Source organism: Frankia sp. QA3, assembly GCF_000262465.1.
Lineage (GTDB): Bacteria > Actinomycetota > Actinomycetes > Frankiales > Frankiaceae > Frankia.
The window spans coordinates 6,792,470-6,813,541 of sequence record NZ_CM001489.1; the positions used below are offsets into that span (position 1 = coordinate 6,792,470).

Sequence of the window (21,072 nt, forward strand, 5' to 3'; positions counted from 1 at the left end):
GGCCGGGCTCGAGCGGCGAAGGCGACCACCGGCGCCGCGGACACGGCGTCCGGCGTGCCCGGGCCGGGTTCCCCGAGCGCCCCGGACGAGATCCAGCACCTGGTCCCGCCGACCGACGGCGACTACACCCTGCCGTCGCCGACACTGCTGCGCTCCGGCACCCCGCCGAAGGTCCGATCCGCCGCGACCGACGGCGTGATCGCCTCGCTCACCGACGTCTTCGCCCAGTTCAAGGTCGACGCCCGGGTCACCGGTTTCACCCGCGGCCCGACGGTGACCCGTTACGAGGTCGAGCTCGGCGCCGCGGTGAAGGTCGAGCGGATCACCCAGCTCGCGAAGAACATCGCGTATGCCGTCAAGAGCCCGGACGTGCGGATCATCAGCCCGATCCCGGGCAAGAGCGCGGTGGGCGTCGAGATCCCGAACACCGACCGGGAGCTGGTGTCGCTCGGCGACGTGCTGCGCAGCGGCGAGGCGCTCGCCAACGCCCATCCGCTGGTCGTCGGCCTCGGCAAGGACATCGAGGGCGGCTACGTGCTGGCGAACCTGGCGAAGATGCCGCACATCCTCATTGCCGGGGCGACCGGCGCCGGCAAGTCGACGTGCATCAACACGCTCATCACCTCGGTGCTGGCGCGGGCGACGCCGGACCAGGTGCGCATGGTGCTCGTCGACCCCAAGCGGGTCGAGCTCACGAACTACCAGGGCATCCCGCACCTGATCACGCCGATCATCACGAACCCGAAGAAGGCGGCCGACGCGCTGCAGTGGGTCGTCAAGGAGATGGAGAACCGTTACGAGGACCTCGCCGCCTGCGGGGTGCGCCACGTCGACGACTTCAACCGCAAGGTCCGCAACGGGGAGATCGTCGCCCCGCCCGGTTCCGAGCGGGTGTACACGCCGTACCCGTACATCCTCACCATCGTCGACGAGCTCGCCGACCTGATGATGGTGGCCCCCCGCGACGTCGAGGACGCCATCTGCCGGATCACCGCCATGGCCCGTGCGGTCGGTATCCACCTCGTGCTCGCCACCCAGCGCCCGTCGGTGGACGTGGTGACCGGCCTGATCAAGGCGAACGTCCCGTCCCGGCTCGCGTTCGCGACCGCATCGCTCGCCGACAGCCGCACGATTCTCGACCAGGCCGGTGCCGAGAAACTGGTCGGCCTGGGCGATGCGCTCTTTCTCCCCATGGGCGCGGGCAAACCGGCCCGTATCCAGGGTGCATTCGTCTCCGAGGACGAGATCGCGGCGATCGTCGACCACACGAAGGAACAGTCGCCGCCGGCATTCCGGGAGGATGTGTTCGACGGGGGCGGCGAGGCTAAGAAGGAGATCGACGAGGAGATAGGCGACGATCTGCAGCTGTTCCTGCAGGCCGTCGAGCTCGTGGTGAGTACCCAGTTCGGCTCCACGTCCATGCTGCAGCGCAAGCTGCGCGTCGGGTTCGCCAAGGCGGGCCGGCTGATGGACCTGATGGAGAGCCGGGGCATCGTCGGGGCCAGCGAGGGCTCCAAGGCGCGTGACGTGCTGGTCATGCCCGACGAACTCGAGGGCCTGCTCACGACCCTGCGCAACGGCTAGGAAGTGCCAGTGGTCGGGACTGCGCTTTCGAGGCCGGGTGACGGACCGTAAACTGAGGCCGTGCCTCCACGGTAGGCAGAAATTGACGCTTGCGGAGGACGCTCATGCAATCCGTGGACGATCCGCAGCCGGCCAGCGCCGGCTCGCTGCTCGCCGCGGCCCGTCGCGAGCGCAACCTGACGATCGACGAGGTCAGCGAGCGCACCCGGGTGCGGGCGAGCCTGATCGACCAGATCGAGCGGGATGACTACTCGCGCTGCGGCGGCACCGTCTACGCCCGCGGCCACCTGCGCAGCATCGCTACGAGCCTCGGGCTCGACCCCGGTCCCGTCCTCGCCGCCTACGACGCCTCCCATGAGGCGTTGACCGGGCCGGTGCTCGGCGTCCCGCCCGGCGAGTTCGACCCGTTGCGTGGCGGGACCAGGCGCCGGCGCGGCGGGTTCCGCTGGGGCGCCGCGATGATCGCGTCCCTGGCCGCGGTGTGCCTGATCGCGGCCGTCGCCCTGCTGGTGCCCGGTTCCGGGTCGTCCGGCTCCTCCGGGTCCACGCGGCAGGACGAGGCCGCGGCGCCCGCGCCGACCGGGCCGGCGCCCGCCGCGGCGCCGAGCAGCGCGCCCGCCGCCGCCCCCAGCACCTCCCCGCCGACGGGGTTGAACGTCGTGGTGGCGGCGCGCGACGCGCAGAGCTGGCTGGAGGTGCGCGACGACGCCCGCCACGTGCTGCTCGCGCAGCTGCTGCGCTCCGGCGACAGCCGCACCGTCACGGCGCCGGGGGCGCTGAGCATCAGGATGGGCAACGCGGGCGCGGTCGACGTGTCCTGCAACGGCAGGAGCCTCGGGCCCTCCGGCGGTCCCGGCCAGGTGGTGACGATTCGGGTCAGCCTGGTCGCCTCCGGCGAGTGCCAGGTCGGGCAGGCCGGCCGCAGCCCGCTCGCCGCTGCCCCGCTGCCGTCCGTGCTCGCCACCGCGCCCGTCGCGTCGGTGGACTGAGCGCCGCTCGCAGGCGCGGCGACCCGTTCCCGCCGCAGGACCTGCCGGCCCATCCGATCCGGGTCCGCCCGCCGTCTCCCACCGGGGCGTGTCGGCCATGTCGGGCTGGTGCAGCGCCGGGCGCCGCCGCCCCGGTAGCCTGACCTGGTGTCCACACGCGTCCCGCGCCGGGTAGCTCTGATCACGCTCGGTTGTTCCCGGAACGAGGTGGACTCGGAGGAGCTCGCCGGCCGGCTCGCCGCGCAGGGGTGGGAGCTCGTTCCCAAGGCCGCCGACGCCGATGCCGTGCTGGTCAACACCTGCGGTTTCGTCGACGCGGCGAAAAAGGACTCCATCGACGCCCTGCTCGCGGCGGACGACCTGCGTGCCGGCGACGGGGAGCCGGCCGGCGCGGGCCCGCGTGCGGTGGTGGCCGTCGGCTGCCTGGCGGAGCGCTACGGCAGCGAGCTGGCGGCGAGCCTGCCCGAGGCCGATGCGGTGCTGGGCTTCGACGCCTATCCGAGCATCGGCGAGCATCTCGAGGCGGTCCTCGGCGGCGCCACCGTGCCCGCGCACACCCCGCGTGACCGGCGCACCCTGCTGCCGATCACCCCGGTGGAGCGGGGTGCCTCGGCGAACATCGCCGTACACGTTCCCGGGCACGCCGGCGCCGGTGCGCAGGTCGGTGGCGGGCCGGTTGGCGCCGCGCCCGGTGGGGGCGTGGTGGGCGCCCCGGGCCGCCGGCGGCTGACGGCGGGGCCGGTCGCGGCGCTGAAGATCTCCAGCGGCTGCGACCGGCGGTGCGCGTTCTGCGCGATCCCGTCGTTCCGCGGCTCGCACGTCTCCCGTCCCGTCGACGACGTCCTCGCCGAGGCCGAGTGGCTGGCCGGCGAGGGCGCGCGTGAGCTGGTGCTGGTCAGCGAGAACTCGACCTCCTACGGCAAGGACCTCGGCGACCTGCGAGCCTTGGAGAAGCTGCTGCCGCAGCTCGCCGCCGTGCCGGGCATCGTGCGGGTGCGCACGGTCTACCTGCAGCCGGCGGAGCTGCGTCCGTCGCTGCTCGAGGTGTTGCTGACCACGCCGGGCCTCGCCCCCTACCTGGACCTGTCGTTCCAGCATGCGAGCCCGGGGGTGCTGCGCCGGATGCGACGGTTCGGCGGCTCCGAGCACTTCCTGGACCTGCTGGACCGCGGTCGCCAGCTGCTGCCCGGCCTCGGCGCGCGGTCCAATGTCATCGTCGGCTTCCCCGGCGAGACCGAGGCGGACGTCGACATCCTCGCCGAGTTTCTCGAGGCCGCCGAGCTCGACGCGGTCGGCGTGTTCGGCTATTCGGACGAGGAGGGCACCGAGGCGGTCTCGCTGCCAGGCAAGATCTCCGAGGAGGAGATCGAGCGCCGCCGGGTGCAGATCACCGATCTCGTCGAACAGCTCACCGCCGCCCGGGCGCAGGAGCGGATCGGCAGCCGGGTCCAGGTCCTCGTCGAGGAGGTCACCGACGGGCTCGCCGCCGGGTGCGCCGGCCACCAGCAGCCCGACGCCGACGGTTCGTGCGTGGTGAGGCTGCCCGGCCCCGCCGCGGCGGGTGACCCGGCCGGCCTGCCCGGTGTCGAGGTGGGGGACCTGATCGAGGCCCGGGTCGTCGCGACCGAGGGGGTCGACCTGGTCGCCGAGTTCACCGCGGTGCTCGACCGGGCCCGCCCGGCGGCCGGACGGGGCGAGGCGTTGCCGCTGGCCGGGGGGCGGGCGTCGGTCCTGGTGGGTCGGCGCGGCGTGGATGGGGCGTGACGGTCCCCGGCGCCGGCGCCCCGGGCGGCGTCGGCGGGCGGCGGCCGTCGCCGGCCGCCCAGCCCACCCGTGAGCTGACACCCGTCGACACCCCGTCGGGCTCGCCCGAGCCGGGCGGCGCGGCCGTCGCGGGTCCGCACGCGCGCCCGAGCGTGTCCGTGCTCAACGTCGCCAACCTGCTGACGATCATCCGGCTGGTCCTCGTGCCGGTCTTCGTGGTCTTTCTGTTCGCCGGTCCCGACACCGACGGGTGGCGGTACGCGGCCTTCGTCGCCTACGCCGTCGCCGCCGTCACCGACCAGATCGACGGGTCCATCGCCCGGCACTGGCATCTCGTCACCGACTTCGGCATCCTCGTCGACCCGATCGCCGACAAGGCGCTGACCGGCGCCGCGCTGATCTCGCTGTCCATTCTCGGCGAGCTGCCGTGGCCGGTGACGGCGGTGGTCCTGCTGCGCGAGGTCGGGGTCACGCTGCTGCGGCTGTGGGTGATCCGGTTCGGGGTGATCGCCGCGAGCCGCGGCGGCAAGGCCAAGACGCTGCTGCTGAACGTGGCGATCGGGCTCTACGTGCTGCCGCTGGCGGGGATCGCGGCGACCAGCCGGGCGGTGATTCTCGCCGCGGGAGTGGTGGTCGCCGTCGCCACCGGCGTCGACTACGTGTACCGGGCGCTCGCGCTTCGGCGCCGGGCCGCGCGCGATGCCGTCGGCGAGCCCGCGGGCGGGACGCCGATCACCGACGACGAGGGGTTGACCGATGCGCGCTGAGCTGCTGGCAGTGGGGGACGAGCTTCTCTACGGCGACATCGTGAACGGCAACGCCGCGTGGCTCGGCCGCCAGCTCGCCGACGTCGGAGTGACGGTCGCGACGTCCACGGTGGTCGGCGACGACGTCGACGTGATCGCCACGGCGATCCGGGTGGCGCTGGACCGTGCCGACGCCGTCGTCATGACCGGCGGTCTCGGGCCGACCCAGGACGACCTGACCCGAGAGGGCATCGCCACCGCGGCCGGGGTCGAGCTGCGCCGCGACGACTTCCTGGAGGCCGAGCTGCGTCGGCGGTTCCGGGCGATGGGCCGGCGCGACGGCCAGGGCGTCCCGGCGATGAACTACCGGCAGGCGGACCTGCCCACGGGGGCACAGCCGCTGCCGAACGGCTCGGGCACGGCCCCGGGCATCCGGTTGGAGATCGGCACGGGTGTCGTCTACGCCATGCCGGGCGTGCCCTTCGAAATGAACGACATGTTCACCGCCAGCGTCCTGCCCGACATCCTGCGCCGCGCGGGGCAGCCGGCGGTGGTCGTGCACCGGGTGCTGCGCACGGCGGGGATGTGGGAGTCGGCGGTCGCCGAGGCGCTCGCGGGCGAGGTCGACCGGCTCGCGCCGATCGGCAACCCGCGGATCGCGTTCCTGGCCAGCGGCGGGCAGACCCGGGTACGCATCACCGCCCGGGCCCGCGACCGGGCCGAGGCCGAGACTCTGATCGCCCCGGTGGAGGCGGCGGCGCGCGCGGCGCTCGGCGCCGGGGTGTACGGCGGCGACGAGGACTCCCTGGAGAGCGTGGTCCTCGGGCTGCTGCGCGCGCGGTCGGCGACGCTCGCCGTGGCCGAGTCGATCACCGGCGGGCTGCTCGCGGGCCGGCTGACCGACGTGCCCGGGGCGAGCACGGTGTTTCGCGGCGGCGTGGTGTCCTACGCGACCGACGTCAAGGCTTCGGCGCTCGGCGTCGACGAGGGCCTGCTCGCCGCCGAGGGCGCGGTCTCCCCGAACACCGCCGCGGCGATGGCGGCCGGGGTGCGCGTCCGGCTCGGCGCCGACTACGGGCTGGCCACGACGGGTGTCGCGGGCCCGGGGGAACTGGAGGGCAAGCCGGCGGGTACGGTGCACCTGGGTCTCGCCGGTCCGGACGGCACGATCACCCGTTCGGTTCGCCTGCCCGGCGACCGCACGCGGGTGCGCGCCTTCGCCGCGGTGACCGCGTTGGACATGTTGCGGCGTACCCTGACGGGACTGCCCGGCAGCGAGATCGTTACATTCGGTGACGACACTCCCGGCGGATCACAGGAGTAATCGCCGGACCCGAGGTGCTTACACAGTTACAGTCCCATCAACGAGGGCCCGATGGCCGCGGTGGTGGGTATACGGTGAACGCATCCCGCGGACGAAGGAGGAGGCTCGATGGTCCTGCTCCGACGCATGATCGGCGAGGCGTTGCGCCGCCGCCGTCAGGATCAACACCGCACGCTCCGGGAGGTGTCCTCGGCGGCCAGAGTGTCGCTGGGCTACCTCTCCGAGGTGGAGCGTGGGCAGAAGGAAGCCAGCTCCGAGCTTCTCGCAGCCATCTGCGAGGCCTTGGGAGTCCGGCTCGCGGACCTGCTGCGCGAGGTGAGCGAGGACCTGGAGCTCGCCGAGCTGGCGGTGGGTGCGGGCGTCGGCGGGGCCACGGTCGTCGTGCCGGCCCGCCCGACGGTCGTGGACCGGGCTGCCTGAGCCCGCCGGCCGCGCCCACTCGACGGCGCGTGCCCCGCGTTGGGCCGATCCGCGCGCCTGTGGCGTCCCGGTGCCCGCTGCCGGCTTCCGGTGCCCGCTGCCGGCTTCCGGTGGCGCGTACCCGACGACGGGTCTGCCTGCCAGTCCGCGCGCGTGCTCACCGCGCGTCGATCGTCTTGGACGGTGGGGCGGTACGTAACCCGATGCTCCGCATACGAACCGCATTCCGGGGCACGCCAGGGAACGCAAGCGGCTCCGACCCGAGAGGACGAGCATGAGTGCGATCCGTAGCCCACTGTCCGACGAGGCCCGTTCCGTCACCGGCGAGGCGTTGCAGGGGGCGCTGGTCGATCTGATCGACCTGTCCCTGTTCGCGAAGCAGCTGCACTGGAACGTCATCGGCCGGACCTTCCGCAGCGTGCACCGCCAGCTCGACGAGGTCGTGGAGCTGGCCCGCCGCTTCGCCGACGCCGTCGCCGAGCGGGCCGTCGCCATCGGGGTCAACCCGGACGGCCAGTCGTCGACGGTCGCTCGCGGCACCCACCTGCACGGAGTCGAGGTTGGTTACCTCGCCGACGAGAAGGTGATCCGGCTGGTGACCGACGTGCTCGCCGAGGTCGTCACCCGGATGCGCATCCGGATGGACGCCACCGAGCAGCCCGACCCGGTCACCCAGGATCTGATCATCGATGTCGTACGAGAGCTGGAGGAACAACACTGGATGTTCCAGGCGATGGTCTGAGCCTGGTCCGCGGCCGGGCCCATCGGCCCGAACGGGCGACTCCGGTGGCGGCGCGCGGATCGTTCTGCCACTCTCCCCGGGTAGTTCTCGCGGCGCAGCTTGAGTCGGTCGTGGTCCCCCCCGGGCCTGCTCCCGGGCCTGGCCCGCAGGGAGAGAAGGTCACGTGAGCACCGCCTCGCGACCCGAGGAGGATGACGCAGTCCCGGCGCACCTGCCGATCCAGGTCTGCAAGGCGTGTAACGGTCTGGGCGAGCAGCTGGTCGTCTTCGCGACGGCGCGCGGCGGCTTCGTCCCGGCCTGCCGACCCTGTCTGGTCTGCCGGGGACGGGGTCGCACGGTGCTGCGCCCGCCGGTCTGACGGATGGACGACGCGATTGGTGCGCCGGCCGGGTCACCACTGGGCCGAGGTCGTGCGACGATCGTGGTATGGCGAATGTCGTGCGCAAGATTGCGCGGTATCTCTCGGCGTCGGCGAACCGCAAGTTCGACGAGCGGGCCGACCCGCGAGTGCAGATCGACCAGGCCATCGAGGAGGCACGACGCCAGCATGAGGCGCTCGTGCAGCAGGCCGCGCTCGTCGTGGGTAACCAGCGTCAGCTGGAGATGCGGCTGGCCCGCCAGGCCGAGGAGGTCGCCGGCCTGACCGAGTCGGCCCGCTCCTCGCTGGTTCTCGCCGACAACGCCCGGGCCTCGGGCGACCCGGTCTCCGCGGCCGGCTACGAGGAGACCGCGCAGGCATTCGCCAGCCAGCTCGTCTCCGCGGAGGCCTCCCTCGAGGATCTGAAGAACCTGCACCGCCAGGCGGCGTCCTCCGCGGCCCAGGCACGCATCGCGGTCGAGGACAACACGGCGCGGATGCAGCGCCACCTGGCCGAGCGCGCCCGGCTGCTGACCCAGATCGAGCATGCCGCCATGCAGGAGCAGATGACCCAGGCGATGGAGGGCATGTCGTCGCTGGCCCCGGCCGGCGACACCCCGACGCTGGCGGAGGTCCGCGACAAGGTCGAGCACCGCTACGCGGTGGCGCTCGGGCGCCACGAGCTCGCCTCGCAGGGGATGGAGGCGCGGATGGTCGAGGTCCGCCGCGCGACCATGGACGCCCGGGCCCTGTCCCGGCTGGCCGAGCTGCGCGGCGATCTCGGCGGCGGGGGCGGCACGGGCGCGGCCCTGGGGGGTGGGGCGGCGCCGGCGTCGCTCGGCGCTGGGGCCGATCCGCAGCGGCCGTCGCTGACCAAGGGGCAGTCCGACGGCGAGCCCTACGGGGTGTCCGAGGCCGGCGGCCGGGGCGCACCGCCGCCCGCCGCGGGTGGGCAGGGTGCCGACGGCACGGCGGGCGCGCCCGGTGGGCCGGCGGCGTGAGCCGGGTGGGGAGCCGAGCGTGACGGACTGGTCGACGCGCGACGGTCGGGCTGCGTCGGCCTCCGGTGCCTCCGGTGCCTCCGGTGCCTCCGGTGCCTCCAGTCGCCCCCGGTGCCTCCAGTGCCCTCGGTGGCGCCGCCCGGGGGTGGGACCGCGTCCAGGCGCTGCTCGACCGGCGGTCCAGCGCGGCACGGACGGCCGCGGACGCCGCGGCCGCGGTCGTGCCCGCCCTGCCGGCCTGGGTCGGGGCCGATGTCGAGCGCCGGTCGCTGCTGCGAGCCGAGCGGCGGGCCGGGCGCGGGCTGCGCTGGGCTCGGCGGCGGGAGGCGGCCACCGTGTCGATCTGGACCGGGGTCGCCGCGCTGACGCCCGTGGCCGCCGTGGCGTACGACTCCTGGGGCTGGCTGGTGGCCGGCGGGGCCGCGCTCGCCCGGGCGGCCCTCGCCGGGCGGGAACTGGGGCTGCTGCGGCGGGCCGACGACGGGCTGCCGCTGCCACGCACCCCCGCGCCGAACCCATGGGAGCTGCGCCGGTCCGCGGCCGCCGAGCCGCTGCGCCGCGGGGAGGCGGCGCTGGCTGCGCTGGCGGCGATGACCCGCTCCCTCGGCCCGGGTGCGGCCCGAACCCTCCTGCAGACCGCCGCGGCCGGCGCCGCGGAGCTGGTGGACGGGCTGCGCGTCGGCGCGGCCCGGGTCGTCGCCTGCGAGGCGGCCGCCCGGGCGATCTCCCATCCCGGGCGACGCGCCGAGCTTGCCCGGACCACCGAGGCCCTGGTGGCGACGATGACGACGTCGGTGGCCGTCTTCGACGACCTGCTCGCCGCGGCGGGGGAGGCGGTCGGTACCGTGTCGTCGTCGGCACCCGGCCTGGTCAGGCTGCGCGAGGACACCGAGGTGCTGCGCGGGTATGCGGCGGCGCTGCAGGAGCTCGCGGGCTCCTAGCCGCCCGGCCCGCCGCCGGCGCGGCCGTGCGCGTGGCGCAGGCACCCGCGCTCGGGCCGATACGAACTGCGAGGCTCCGACCACGTGTCGTCTATCTGACTGGGTGGCACCTTCGGGTCGTAGATCGCCACGTTTACAGCCGGTTCACTGAATACGGTCCGTAGCGAATGGCAATTAGGCATACGTTCCGTTGGGCAAGAGAACGCCATTCTCTCGGCTTCCTCGGCGTTTTGCCACCGTTTGGTGGTGTTGCTCCGCCGTAGGAGCATCGGTTCCGGGTCCGTGGTGTGTACGGTGCGTGCATGTTGGGCGGTCGTGCCGCGTACACGGAGGAGTCGGGACTGGCTTGCCCAGGAGTGGATGTGTAATGTCCGGCTTGTCCAAAGTCCGCTGCTTGGCACCCAGCGGGCATAGAAGACCAAGGCGCATCGCGGTTCTGCCGGTGCTGGCGCGCACCGGGCCGGCCGTGATCGCGCTGGGGGGTGGCGCGGTCCGAGCAAGTCAGAGGTGGACTGAACCGTGACATGCCCTGCCGGGGAGATCCTCCCGGTTGATTCCGCAACCGCAACCGCAACGTCCGTGGCCGAGCTGGACCAGCCCTACAGCGAGCAGCGTTGGTCGCTGATGCTGCCCCACCGGGAGCGGCTGATCCACATCGCCCGTCGTCGGCTGCCGAGCAAGGCCGATGCGGAGGACTGCGTGCACGAGGCGTTCATCCGCGCGGCGGGCTTCCGGGACCTTGACGCGAGCCGGGTCGGTCAGTTCCTGACGACGACGGTGCTGCGCCTGTGCGTCGACCACCACCGGGCCCGGCAGCGGGCGGAACGGGCGGTGGTCCGCGGGTACCTGCAGCCGTGGGAACCCGCACCGGACGACGCCGTCTGCGACCGAGCGGAGGCCCGCTGGCTGCTGGCCCGAGCCGGTGCACTGCGCGGCCGTGAGCGTCAGGTGATCATGGCGCGGGCGGCCGGGATGAGCACCCGTGAGGCGGCTGCGGACCTGGAGATCAGCCTCAAGGCGGCCGAGGGTGCCTTCACCCGTGGCCGGGCGCGGCTGATCTCCTTCTCCCGGAACTGACGATCTCGCCAGGATCAAATGTGTTCTATGCAATTCAGGCACCACCTTCCCCGGCATCGGGCCGGCGGACACGGCCGGAGCGCGCCTCGGCGCCTCGGCCCGCACGTCCGCGACGGGCGACGGCTCCTGCGGGAGCCGCCGGTCCGGCCTGGCATCGGGGGCACCAGGTGGTGCGCCGGCTCTCGTCGTCGACCCGGCCGGGCATCCGGCCCTGGTCGGCAGTGAGAATCCGGCTCCCGCACCGCCGGCAGGGCCGCCCGGCCCGGCCGTAGATCCAGTGCTCCTCCCCGGGTCGCGTGGACCCGGTCGTTACCTGATGCCCGCCGTGGGCGCCGGCTTTGATCATCGCCTGGGCTCGTCGGACGAGTCCCGGTAGATCGGGTACGTCGCCCACGGGCGTCCAGGGTGACACCCCAGCAAGAAAGCACGCCTCGGTGCGCCAGAGGTTGCCCAGGCCGGCGATGATCCGCTGGTCGAGCAGCACGGCACCGATCTGCCGCTGCGGCGTTGTCCGCAGCGCCGCCACCACGGCGTCCGGATCCCAGTCCGGCCCGAGCACGTCCGGGCCGAGATGGCCGACGGCGTCCTGTTCGCGGCTGGTCGCCAGCAGCTCCACGATCGCCAGGCGGTACCCGACCGCGACCTGCTCCGCGGTGGTGAGCACGACCCGGATCTGCCAGGCCGGACCGCCCGACCAGGCCACCCCCGGGCGGTAGAGGTGCCACGAGCCCTCCATCCGGAAATGAGTGTGCAGGGTCAGCCCGCCGTCGAACCTGGTCAGCAGGTGCTTGCCACGTGCGGTCACCGCGGTGATCCGCTGGCCGGACAGGTCGGCCGTGGCCAGCCGGGGCACCCGGAAATCGGTGCTCAGCAGCCGCGCGCCGGCGAGCGCGGCGTCCATCCGCCGGGCCGCCCGCCACACCGTGTCGCCCTCGGGCATCCCCGCATCCTCCCTGCATCCATGCCGGTGCTCCCGCCGTCTTTCTTCCGGCCTGCCCCTCCCGCCGTCTTCCTTTCCGCCGTCCTCACTACCCGCCGTCTACCTTCCCGCCGTTCGGCCTTCCCGCCTCGACTCCTCGCGTCGGGTGCCGCCGCAGGTGAGGTGCGCGGCCCTGGTCACGGCTGCGGCGCATCGCCCGGGCGGGGCGAGCGGCGCTGCGGCAGTCGCCGGGTGACCACGAGCGCCCCGAACAGCCCGATGCCGACCGTGAGCCCGAAGGCGACCGCGAGCCCGTTGTCCGGCGCACCGGTCGTCGCCTGGCTCGCCGCGATGGCCACGCCGCTCACCCCCGCTCCGAACGCCGTACCCAGGTTGTCGCTGAGCGCCACGGCGGTGCTGGCCGCGCCCTGCCGGTCGGGTGGCGTCTCACCGAGGACCAGCGTGACGATGGTCGAGTACGACATGCCGATCCCCATCCCGGCGACTCCCCAGCAGGCGATCGGGACGGCCAGCGGCACGCTCCCGGGCAGCAGCACGGTGGCGAACCCGCCCGTGCCGAGGGCGACCAGCCCGAGCCCCGCCCCGATGAGGTCCCGGTCCGGCAGGCGCCCGGCGAATCGGGCCTGCGTCCAGGAGCCCGCCGTCCAGCACAGCGTCGCGCTGGACACCGCGAGTCCCGCCGTCGTGGTCGACGCGTGCCGCACCGTGGTGATCGACAGCGGGACGAAGGTGTCCGCCCCGAAGAAGGCCCAGGTGAGCAGGCCCCGAGTGGCCACGGCGGCGGGGATACCGGGACGCAGGCGCAGGGTACCGGCCGGCAGCAGTCGGCGCAGTGGCCCGAGGCCGCAGCCGATCCCGGCGGCGATCAGTGGCAGGCCGAGCGGCGAGCGGTTCGTCAGCCCGGCCAGGACGAGGCCCGCGCCGGCACTGATCCGCACGGCCGGGATGAACGGGATGGGAACGTTCCCGCCACCTTGTCGTCCCGGCATCGCGCGCAGCGCCCGCAACGGGATTCCCCCCGCGGCGACGGTCAGCGGCAGCAGCCCGCCGAAGATCCAGCGCCAGCCGGCGTGGGCGGCGAGCAGGCCGGCCAGCGCCGGTCCGCCGAGGCCCGGCACCACCCAGGCGGTGGAGAGCACCGCAAAAACTCGGGGCCGCAGCTCGGCGGGGTAGACCCGGCCGATCGTGGCATAGGCGATCGCCGGGATCGCGCCGCCGCCGAGGCCCTGCAGCGCCCGGCCGACGACGAGCACCCCCATCGTCGGCGCCAGGGCGGCGACCAGCAGCCCGGCGCAGAAGAACAGCAGTCCGACGGCGAACGGGCGAGCCGGGCCGTCCCGGTCGGCGCCGGCGCCGGCCAGCACGATGCCGACCGTCGTGCCGAGGAAGAAGGCGCTGGTAGCCCAGCCGTACAGGCCGACGCCGTCGAGATCGGCGGCCACGTCAGGCAGCACCGTGACCACGGCGAGGGCCTCGAACGCGACCAGCGTGATGATCGTGACAAGGCCGGCCGTCAGCGCCCGAATCCGCCGGTCCCACAGGGACCGCACCGCCGGCTCGAGCCCGCCGCTCTCGCCTGCGCCGCCCTCGCCTTGGCCGGCCGTGACGGCGGCGTCCGGCGGGCCGGTGGGCTGATCGGTCAAGCCCGCAGCCGCAGGCCGCGCGGCGTCGGATGGAAACCGGCGCGTTCCAGGGCGGCGCCGAGCCCACTCACGGCGATCGGCTCCCCGTCGGCCTTCTCCACGGTCAGCCGGCCGAGCGACCCGTCCACGACCGCGCGGGCCAGCGCGTCCACGGCGATCCCGGTCAGGCGCTCGTCCGCCGTCCACGACAGCAGGGACCGCCCGCCCCGCTCCACGTAGAGGACGAGCTCTCCGTCGACGAGGACGACCAGCGCACCTGCCTTACGGCCAGGTCGGTGTCCGGCGGCCGCGTCCGCCCGCGCCCCCGGCCGGTCCGGCCACGCCAGCGCGGCACCGAACGGGTTGGCCGGATCGGTGGCGGCGAGGACCACGGCCGCGGGCGCCCCGCCGGCCCGGCCCGCCGCGGATCCGCGCCGGCCGGGATGCGCCTGCGCCCACGGCACCCCGCCGTCCGGCTGCATGCCCATGTCCGGCTGCATGCCCATGTCCGGCCCGGTCGGTGGCGGCGCCCAGGACGGAGCCTGTGCCGCGTCGCGCTGCGCCGCGGAGATCGCCCGCAGCCGGTCGACCGCGCCGGGCACGGCGAACTGGGCGGCGCCGAGCGACTCGACGAAGTAGCCGCGCCGGGCCCGCCCCGCGTCCTCGAACGCGCTGAGTACCCGGTAGACCGCGGCGAAACCGCCGGTCGGATGCTCGCTGGTCACCGCTCCCCGGGTGACGATGCCGTGCCGGTCGAGCAGCGCCTCCGCCAGCGCGTGGCCACGCCGGGTGGGGTCCTCGTCGCGCTCGGGCAGCAGCGACCACCGGCCGGCCGCGGTGGGGGGGCCGGTCCGCCGGGGCAGCATCGGCCGGCCGTACCGGGAGTGCCGCGGCCGCGGGGCCCGCCGCCTGGCCGCGGGTCCGGCGGTCCCGCCGGTGGCACCCAGCAGGACGCGCAGCGGCGCAAGGGTGTCGTTGGTGATCAGGCCCGCCCAGACGAGATCCCACAGGGCCGCGGTGAGGGCGGTGTCGTCGAGCGAGCCGACCCGATCCGACAGCGTCCGGAAGAACAGCGCCGCACCGTCCGCGAGGGCGTCGATGACGGCTTCGTGCGGCTGCCCGGCGGCGGCGTCGAGGTCGGCCGCGGGTAGCAGCAGGGCAGCGGCGTCGGCCGTGACCAGCGTCAGCCAGCCGTCACCGCCGGGCAGACCGCCGGCGCCCGCCCAGTGGACCTCTCCGGTCGAGCACAGCTCGTCCAGCATCGCGGGGGAGTAGTCGGTGACCCGGGCCGGCAGGACGAGCTGCTCCCAGGCACTCGCGGGGATCAGGGCGCCCTGCAGCTGTTCGACGGCCCGCAGCACGCCGTCGACCCCCCGGCCCCGGCCGCTGGTCACCCCCTGCCAGGCGGGCAGGAAGGCGCCGAGCGCCCGCGCCGGCACGGCCTCGACCTCCCGGCGCAGCGCGGCGAGGCTGCGCCGGCGCAGCGCGCGTAGCACCCCGGCGTCGCACCACTGCACGCCCGTGCGCTCGGGATGCAGCTCGCCGCGCACCAGCCGGCCCTCGGCGGTCAGGGTCTCGAGCACCCCGACGACGACCGCGGTGCCGAGCCCCAGGCGCCGCGCCGGCTCCTCCGCGTCGAACGGCCCGTGGGTGCGTGCGTACCGGGAGATGAGGTCACCCAACGGGTCGCGCACCGGCTGGGTGAACGCCTCGGGTACCCCCACCGGCAGGGGGACGCCGAGGGCGTCGCGCAGCCGGCCCGCGTCCTCGGCCGGCACCCAGCGTTCCTCGCCGGCGATGCGGACCCGCAGGATCCGGCGGGCGTGCTCCAGCTCGGCGAGCCAGGCCGGGGTGGCGCCCCGGGCGACGGCCTCCTCGGTGGTCAGGTCGCCGACGATGCGCAACAGGTCGGCGACTGCCTCGGCGTCGCGGGCGCGGCGCTCCGGGGCGAGCCGGGTGAGCTCGGCGGTCACCTGGGCCAGCGCGGCGGGATCGATCAGCTCCCGCAGGTCGGCCTCGCCGAGCAGCTCGGCGAGCAGCGAGCTGTCCAGCGACAGCACCTGGGCGCGGCGTTCGGCCAGCGGCGCGTCGCCGCCGTACATGAACGCGGCGACGTAGCCGAACAGCAGCGACGAGGCGAACGGCGACGGGGACGGCGTCTCCACCTCCACCACCCGCAGCGACCTGGCTGCCACCTCCCGCATGAGGCCGACCAGCGCCGGGGTGTCGAACACGTCCTGCAGGCATTCCCGCATCGTCTCCAGCACGATCGGGAAGTCGCTGAACGTGGCGGCAACGGTGAGCAGCTGGGCGCTGCGCTGGCGCTGCTGCCACAGCGGGGTCCGCCGGCCAGGGGTGCGCCGCGGCAGCAGCAGGGCCCGCCCGGCGCATTCCCGGAACCGGCTGGCGAACAGGGCGCTGCCGCCGATCTCCGCCCGTACGATCGCGTCGATCTCGTCCGGATCGAACAGCGCGAGGTCCGCGCCCGGCACCTCCGCCGCGTCCGGGATCCGGGCGACGATGCCGTCGTCGGTGTGCATGATCTGCACCTCGGTGCCGTAGCGCTCCCGCAGCCGGGCCCCGAGGGCGAGTGCCCAGGGTGCGTTGACCGGAGCGCCGAACGGCGAGTGCACCGCGAGGCGCCAGTCGCCGATCTCGTCGCGGAACCGCTCGACGACGATCGTGCGGTCGTCCCCAAGGTGCCCGACGGCGGCCCGCTGTTCGTCCAGGTAGCGCAGCAGGTTGGCGGTGGCCCACTCGTCGAGCCCGGCGGCCCGCGCCCGCCCGGCCGCGGCCGGCGCCGGCAGCCGACCGATCTCCCGGAGGAAGGCGCCGAGCGCGCGACCGAGCTCGGCCGGCCGACCCGGGGCGTCGCCGTGCCAGAAGGGCAGCCGGCCGGGGCGGCCCGGCGCCGGGGTGACCAGCACCCGGTCCGCGGTGATCTCCTCGATCCGCCAGCTGGAGGAGCCCAGCAGCACCACGTCGCCGACCCGCGACTCGTAGACCATCTCCTCGTCGAGCTCTCCGACCCGACTGGCCTTCTCCCCGACGCCGAACACGCCGAACATGCCCCGGTCGGGGATCGTCCCGCCGCTGGTCACCGCGAGCCGCTGCGCGCCGGGTCGCCCGCGCAGGATGCCGGTGGCCCGGTCCCAGGTGATGCGGGGACGCAACTCGGCGAAGGCATCGGAGGGATAGCGCCCAGCGAGCATGTCGAGCACGGCCTCCAGCACCGACGCCGGCAGCGACGCGAACGACGCGGCGCGCCGGGCCAGCACGCCGAGATCGTCGACGGACCAGTCGTCCATCGCCGTCATCGCCACGATCTGCTGGGCGAGCACGTCCAGGGGGTTGCGCGGAGCGCGGACCTCCTCGATCGCCCCCGCCCGCATCCGCTCGGCGACCACGGCGCTTTCGAGCAGGTCCCCGCGATGCTGCGGCAGGACCACGCCGAGGCTCGTGGCGTCGACCTGGTGACCAGCCCGGCCGACGCGCTGCATGCCGGCGGCGACGCTCGGCGGCGAGCCGATCTGGACGACGAGGTCGACCGCGCCCATGTCGATGCCCAGCTCCAGGCTGGAGGTTGCCACGACCGCAGGCAGCCGCCCGGCCTTGAGATCCTCCTCGATGAGCAGCCGCTGCTCCCGGCTGACGCTGCCGTGGTGGGCCCGGGCGACCTCCGGCCACCCGGCGGGTGCGCCGCCCTGGCCGGCCGCGCCCATCAACGCGGCCGGTGCCACGCGCGCCAGGGCTGCGCCGCCGTCCGGACCGGCGGCGACCGGGCTCGGCTCCGGCGCTGTGACTCCCGCTCCGGCTCCGGCCAGCCGGTCGGCGTAGAGCTCGTTCAACCGGGCACACAGCCGCTCCGCGAGCCGCCGCGAGTTCGCGAACACGATCGTCGACGAGTGCGCCAGCACCAGGTCGAGCACGCGCTCCTCGACCGCCGGCCAGATCGACGCCCGCGGCGGGGCGGCGGCCGGGGAGCCGTCCGGCGGCGCGTCGACGAGCGGCTCGCCCAGCCGGGTCATGTCCTCCACGGGGACCACGACCTCGATCTCGAGGGTCTTCGTCGCCGGCGGCCGGACCACCGTCACCGGGGCCGCACCGCCGAGGAAGCGCGCGACCTCCTCGACCGGGCGCACCGTGGCCGACAGGCCGATCCGCTGCGCCGGCGTCTCCAGCAGCGCGTCGAGGCGCTCCAGGCTGAGCGCCAGGTGGGCGCCGCGCTTGGTGCCGGCCACCGCGTGCACCTCGTCGACGATCACCGTGCGCACCCCGCGCAGCGCCTCGCGGGCAGCACTGGTCAGCAGGAGGAACAGTGACTCCGGCGTGGTGATCAGAATGTCGGGGGGATGGGACCCGAAGCCGCGTCGCTGGGCGGCCGGGGTATCACCCGAACGGACGCCCACGGTGATCTCGGGCTGGGGCAGGCCGAGGCGCTGTGCGGCGCCCCGGAGCCCCGCCAGCGGGGCCCGCAGGTTGCGTTCCACGTCGATGCCGAGTGCCTTGAGCGGGCTGATGTAGAGCACCCGGCACCGGCGCGTCGGCTCGGGCGGCGGCTGCGAGCTGGCCAGGGTGTCCAGTGACCACAGGAACGCGGCGAGCGTCTTTCCGGATCCCGTCGGGGCGACGACCAGCGCGTTGCCGCCCCCGCGGATCGCCCCCCACGCGCCGCGCTGGGCGGGCGTCGGCGCGGCGAAGGCCGCGCCGAACCAGCTGCGCGTCGGCGCGGAGAACGGCGCAAGCGGATCCGGCTGGTCGGTGGGGCTGCGGCTGGGCACGTGGTCCAGTCTGCGACGCGGCACCGACAGATTCCGGCGGGCCGCCGTCCGTCGGCCTCGTCGGCCTCGTCGAGCTTGCCCGGTTTCGCCGGGTGTGCCCGGGTCCGGCGCGGGCCGGCCGAGGCATGGACCGGTGGGCGCGGCGGCGATTGACCCGGTCCGCTCCGGGCGGTGCACACTGGTGAGGTGCGGCTGACCGAGTTCTGGGCGAAGATGGACACACGGTTCGGTTCGGCCTACGCGGAGTCGTTTGCCCGCGATCATGTGCTTGCCGGGCTCGGGGGTGCGACGGTCGAGGCGGCCCTGGCCCGCGGTGACGACGCCAAGGCCGTCTGGCGGGCCGTATGCGACGAGTTCGGAGTGCCCGCCCGGGAGCGCTGAGCGCGCCGATCGGCGTGTTGCCGAGCCATCGAACGCCTGTTCGGCTAGAGTTATCCCCATGCGGGCACTTATCCACAGATCACCCCCGGCCCTCGAAACTGTCGGACCCACGGCCTAACGTCACCCCCGTGGCCAAGAATCGACGACCTCAGCATGGAGTAACTCCAATGGCGGCAGGACTCGACCGTGAGAAGGCGTTGGATAACGCCCTGGCGCAGATCGACAAGGCGTTCGGTAAGGGATCAGTCATGCGATTGGGGGACGACACCCGGCCGCCGATCCAGGCCATCCCCACGGGCTCGATCGCGCTGGATGTCGCGCTCGGCATCGGCGGGCTCCCGCGGGGCCGCGTCATCGAGATCTACGGCCCGGAGTCGTCCGGGAAGACGACCGTCGCTCTGCACGCGGTGGCCAATGCCCAGGCGGCCGGCGGTATCGCGGCGTTCATCGACGCCGAGCACGCCCTCGACCCGGAGTACGCGGGGAAGCTCGGCGTCGACACCGACGGCCTGCTGGTCTCCCAGCCGGACACCGGTGAGCAGGCGCTGGAGATCGCGGACATGCTCGTGCGGTCCGGCGCACTGGACATCATCGTCATCGACTCGGTCGCCGCGCTGGTCCCGCGGGCCGAGATCGAGGGTGAGATGGGCGACAGCCACGTGGGCCTCCAGGCCCGCCTGATGTCGCAGGCCCTGCGCAAGATGACGGCCGCGCTGGCGAACTCCGGCACGACCGCGATTTTCATCAACCAGCTGCGCGAGAAGATCGGCGTCATGTTCGGCTCGCCGGAGACCACGACCGGTGGAAAGGCGCTGAAGTTCTATGCGTCGGTGCGCCTCGACGTCCGCCGTATCGAGACGCTCAAGGACGGCACGGAGGCGGTGGGTAACCGTACCCGGGTCAAGGTGGTGAAGAACAAGGTCGCCCCACCGTTCCGGACCGCCGAATTCGACATCGTCTACGGCGGCGGTATAAGTCGCGAGGGTTCCCTCATCGACATGGGCGTCGAGCACGGCATCATCCGCAAGTCCGGTGCCTGGTACACCTACGACGGCGACCAGCTCGGTCAGGGCAAGGAGAACGCGCGGTCGTTCCTTCGGGACAATCCCGACCTGGCCAACGAGATCGAGAAGAAGATCAAGGAAAAGCTCGGCATCCTGCCCAGTGTCGAATCCGACGTCGTGGCGCCGGTCCCGATCGATCTCTAGCCGATGGTGCGAGCCGGTCGGCGCGACGCCGAACGCGGTCCGGCCGCCGGCGCCGACGCCGTAGGCGATCCCGGTGTCGGTCGGCCGGCGGATCCGGTCGTCGTCGCGCGGGAGATCTGCCTGCGCCAGCTGGCGACGCGGGCGCGCAGCAGGGCCGAACTGGCCACGACCCTGCGCCGCCGGGGTGTGGCCGACGACGTGGCCGCGACCGTCCTCGACCGACTGACCGCCGTCGGGCTCGTGGACGACGGCGCCTTCGCCGCCGCCTTCGTGTCCTCGGCGCGGGCCCAGCGCGGGCTGGGCCGGCAGGCGCTCGCCGCGGAGCTGCGCCGGCGAGGGGTCCAGCCGGACGTGGTCGAGGCGGCCACGGCCGTCGTCGCGGTGGAGGACGAGGAGGAGACAGCCCGGGATCTCGTCCGGCGCCGGTTGCGATCGATGGAGCGGCTGCCTGAGCAGGCGCGGGCGCGGCGGCTGCTGGCCATGCTCATGCGCCGGGGCTACCCGGCCGAGCTCGCGATCCGCGTCGTGCGGGAGCAGGCCGGCGCCGGGGCTGACGAGGGCGATCCGTCGCCGACGGCGTGGGACGACGGCGACCTGGACCCCTCCCCGTGAGCTCTAGCGGGATTTCAGTCGATTGTCAATGTGACGAATTTCTTGACCGGAGAATGTGGCCCGACTTATTCTTCCAGAAAGGTGACAGGATCCCCGCGGCGACGCGGTGTCGATAGCTCTTTCAACTTCACAAGGAGGCAGCCGCCGCGGGCGGGTGTCCGAGTCGCTATGCCGGGATGGGCCATCACTGTTGATGGTCTGCTCCAGCGTGCCACTGTGGGCTCCTTATCGTAATGGTGGAGTCCGCGCGCTGCCCCTCCACGGCTGTGATCGCGCCGGGTCGTGGGTCCTTCGCCGCTCCGATCCAGCCCGCCTGGGCGGGTCCGACGATAGCGGAGGGAGCAGCGGTGGACGGTGTTCTCGTCATCCTCTTGTCACTCGTTCTCGTCGTGCTCGCCGCGCTTATCCTCGCCGTGGCATGGCTGGCGCGCACGGCGCGGGGGGATCGGCATTCCGGCGCCGCGATACGCGCAACCCCGAGCTCCTCGGGCATCGCGGCTGCGGCCGATGCACTCCCGCTCGACGACGACGAGGAACCCGCGGTGCGGGTGCTGCCCCCCGTCCGGTCCGCCGCCGACGGCG

Annotated in this window: 17 protein-coding genes; 14 read left to right on the forward strand and 3 right to left on the reverse strand. The window is 73.9% G+C overall.

The genetic code is table 11. The features are described 5' to 3' along the window. From FRAQA3DRAFT_RS27805 to FRAQA3DRAFT_RS27855, 11 genes are all read left to right on the forward strand, one after another. On the forward strand, nucleotides 1-1,584 hold a 1,584-nt coding region (locus FRAQA3DRAFT_RS27805; protein ID WP_009742384.1), incomplete at its 5' end, for a DNA translocase FtsK. Nucleotides 1,585-1,688: 104 nt separating this feature from the next. Further along, nucleotides 1,689-2,573 carry a helix-turn-helix domain-containing protein gene (locus FRAQA3DRAFT_RS27810; RefSeq protein WP_009742385.1) on the forward strand — a complete coding sequence of 295 codons (885 nt, stop codon included), beginning with the start codon at nucleotides 1,689-1,691 and terminating at the stop codon, nucleotides 2,571-2,573. Nucleotides 2,574-2,720: 147 nt separating this feature from the next. After that, entirely contained in the window at nucleotides 2,721-4,337 is a 1,617-nt protein-coding gene (locus FRAQA3DRAFT_RS27815) for a MiaB/RimO family radical SAM methylthiotransferase (RefSeq protein ID WP_009742386.1), read from the forward strand. Continuing rightward, entirely contained in the window at nucleotides 4,334-5,104 is a 771-nt protein-coding gene (locus FRAQA3DRAFT_RS27820; protein ID WP_009742387.1) for a CDP-alcohol phosphatidyltransferase family protein, read from the forward strand. Before FRAQA3DRAFT_RS27815 ends, FRAQA3DRAFT_RS27820 begins: the two co-directional genes overlap by 4 nt. Further along, nucleotides 5,094-6,407, forward strand: a complete 1,314-nt coding sequence (locus tag FRAQA3DRAFT_RS27825; RefSeq protein ID WP_009742388.1) for a competence/damage-inducible protein A — start codon at nucleotides 5,094-5,096, stop codon at nucleotides 6,405-6,407. The genes FRAQA3DRAFT_RS27820 and FRAQA3DRAFT_RS27825 overlap by 11 nt, the downstream gene beginning before the upstream one ends. 108 nt (nucleotides 6,408-6,515) lie before the next feature. After that, nucleotides 6,516-6,827, forward strand: coding sequence for a helix-turn-helix domain-containing protein (locus tag FRAQA3DRAFT_RS27830; protein WP_009742389.1), 312 nt, complete (start codon nucleotides 6,516-6,518; stop codon nucleotides 6,825-6,827). A gap of 274 nt (nucleotides 6,828-7,101) precedes the next feature. After that, entirely contained in the window at nucleotides 7,102-7,569 is a 468-nt protein-coding gene (locus FRAQA3DRAFT_RS27835; protein ID WP_009742390.1) for a Dps family protein, read from the forward strand. A gap of 163 nt (nucleotides 7,570-7,732) precedes the next feature. After that, complete coding sequence (locus FRAQA3DRAFT_RS27840) at nucleotides 7,733-7,927, forward strand: hypothetical protein (RefSeq protein WP_035921620.1); 195 nt, start codon at nucleotides 7,733-7,735, stop codon at nucleotides 7,925-7,927. A gap of 68 nt (nucleotides 7,928-7,995) precedes the next feature. Continuing rightward, nucleotides 7,996-8,928 (forward strand): PspA/IM30 family protein, encoded by a 933-nt coding sequence (locus FRAQA3DRAFT_RS27845; protein ID WP_009742391.1) that lies wholly within the window; start codon nucleotides 7,996-7,998, stop codon nucleotides 8,926-8,928. A gap of 92 nt (nucleotides 8,929-9,020) precedes the next feature. After that, nucleotides 9,021-9,869: a hypothetical protein gene (locus tag FRAQA3DRAFT_RS27850; RefSeq protein ID WP_009742392.1), complete on the forward strand. Its 849-nt coding sequence runs from the start codon at nucleotides 9,021-9,023 to the stop codon at nucleotides 9,867-9,869. A gap of 519 nt (nucleotides 9,870-10,388) precedes the next feature. Beyond that, on the forward strand, nucleotides 10,389-10,946 hold the full coding sequence (locus FRAQA3DRAFT_RS27855) for an RNA polymerase sigma factor (RefSeq protein ID WP_009742393.1): 558 nt from the start codon (nucleotides 10,389-10,391) through the stop codon (nucleotides 10,944-10,946). A gap of 34 nt (nucleotides 10,947-10,980) precedes the next feature. Here FRAQA3DRAFT_RS27855 and FRAQA3DRAFT_RS27860 read toward each other — a convergent pair whose 3' ends face one another. The 3 genes from FRAQA3DRAFT_RS27860 to FRAQA3DRAFT_RS27870 all read right to left on the reverse strand — a co-directional run bounded on the left by FRAQA3DRAFT_RS27860 (nucleotide 10,981) and on the right by FRAQA3DRAFT_RS27870 (nucleotide 18,313). Beyond that, complete coding sequence (locus FRAQA3DRAFT_RS27860; protein WP_009742394.1) at nucleotides 10,981-11,886, reverse strand: Fpg/Nei family DNA glycosylase; 906 nt, start codon at nucleotides 11,884-11,886, stop codon at nucleotides 10,981-10,983. 176 nt (nucleotides 11,887-12,062) lie between these two features. Further along, on the reverse strand, nucleotides 12,063-13,529 hold the full coding sequence (locus FRAQA3DRAFT_RS27865; protein WP_009742395.1) for an MFS transporter: 1,467 nt from the start codon (nucleotides 13,527-13,529) through the stop codon (nucleotides 12,063-12,065). Further along, nucleotides 13,526-18,313, reverse strand: a complete 4,788-nt coding sequence (locus FRAQA3DRAFT_RS27870; protein ID WP_009742396.1) for an ATP-dependent helicase — start codon at nucleotides 18,311-18,313, stop codon at nucleotides 13,526-13,528. Before FRAQA3DRAFT_RS27870 ends, FRAQA3DRAFT_RS27865 begins: the two co-directional genes overlap by 4 nt. 162 nt (nucleotides 18,314-18,475) lie before the next feature. Here FRAQA3DRAFT_RS27870 and FRAQA3DRAFT_RS27875 point away from each other — a divergent pair, with 162 nt between their 5' ends. From FRAQA3DRAFT_RS27875 to recX, 3 genes are all read left to right on the forward strand, one after another. Next, the gene (locus FRAQA3DRAFT_RS27875; protein WP_035923634.1) at nucleotides 18,476-18,670 is read left to right on the forward strand and encodes a DUF3046 domain-containing protein; all 195 of its coding nucleotides are present in this window, start codon (nucleotides 18,476-18,478) and stop codon (nucleotides 18,668-18,670) included. 167 nt (nucleotides 18,671-18,837) lie between these two features. Next, nucleotides 18,838-19,878 carry a recombinase RecA gene (gene recA / locus FRAQA3DRAFT_RS27880; RefSeq protein ID WP_009742398.1) on the forward strand — a complete coding sequence of 347 codons (1,041 nt, stop codon included), beginning with the start codon at nucleotides 18,838-18,840 and terminating at the stop codon, nucleotides 19,876-19,878. Nucleotides 19,879-19,881: 3 nt separating this feature from the next. Then, on the forward strand, nucleotides 19,882-20,490 hold the full coding sequence (recX, locus tag FRAQA3DRAFT_RS27885; RefSeq protein WP_009742399.1) for a recombination regulator RecX: 609 nt from the start codon (nucleotides 19,882-19,884) through the stop codon (nucleotides 20,488-20,490). Nucleotides 20,491-21,072 lie beyond the last annotated feature (582 nt).

Bases quoted from the DNA above. Each gene is read 5' to 3' on its own strand.
- FRAQA3DRAFT_RS27845 (WP_009742391.1), top strand. From the start codon at position 7,996: ATGGCGAATGTCGTGCGCAAGATTGCGCGGTATCTCTCGGCGTCGGCG.
- FRAQA3DRAFT_RS27860 (WP_009742394.1), bottom strand. From the start codon at position 11,886: ATGCCCGAGGGCGACACGGTGTGGCGGGCGGCCCGGCGGATGGACGCC.
- FRAQA3DRAFT_RS27830 (WP_009742389.1), top strand. From the start codon at position 6,516: ATGGTCCTGCTCCGACGCATGATCGGCGAGGCGTTGCGCCGCCGCCGT.
- FRAQA3DRAFT_RS27810 (WP_009742385.1), top strand. From the start codon at position 1,689: ATGCAATCCGTGGACGATCCGCAGCCGGCCAGCGCCGGCTCGCTGCTC.
- recA (WP_009742398.1), top strand. From the start codon at position 18,838: ATGGCGGCAGGACTCGACCGTGAGAAGGCGTTGGATAACGCCCTGGCG.
- recX (WP_009742399.1), top strand. From the start codon at position 19,882: ATGGTGCGAGCCGGTCGGCGCGACGCCGAACGCGGTCCGGCCGCCGGC.
- FRAQA3DRAFT_RS27825 (WP_009742388.1), top strand. From the start codon at position 5,094: ATGCGCGCTGAGCTGCTGGCAGTGGGGGACGAGCTTCTCTACGGCGAC.
- FRAQA3DRAFT_RS27835 (WP_009742390.1), top strand. From the start codon at position 7,102: ATGAGTGCGATCCGTAGCCCACTGTCCGACGAGGCCCGTTCCGTCACC.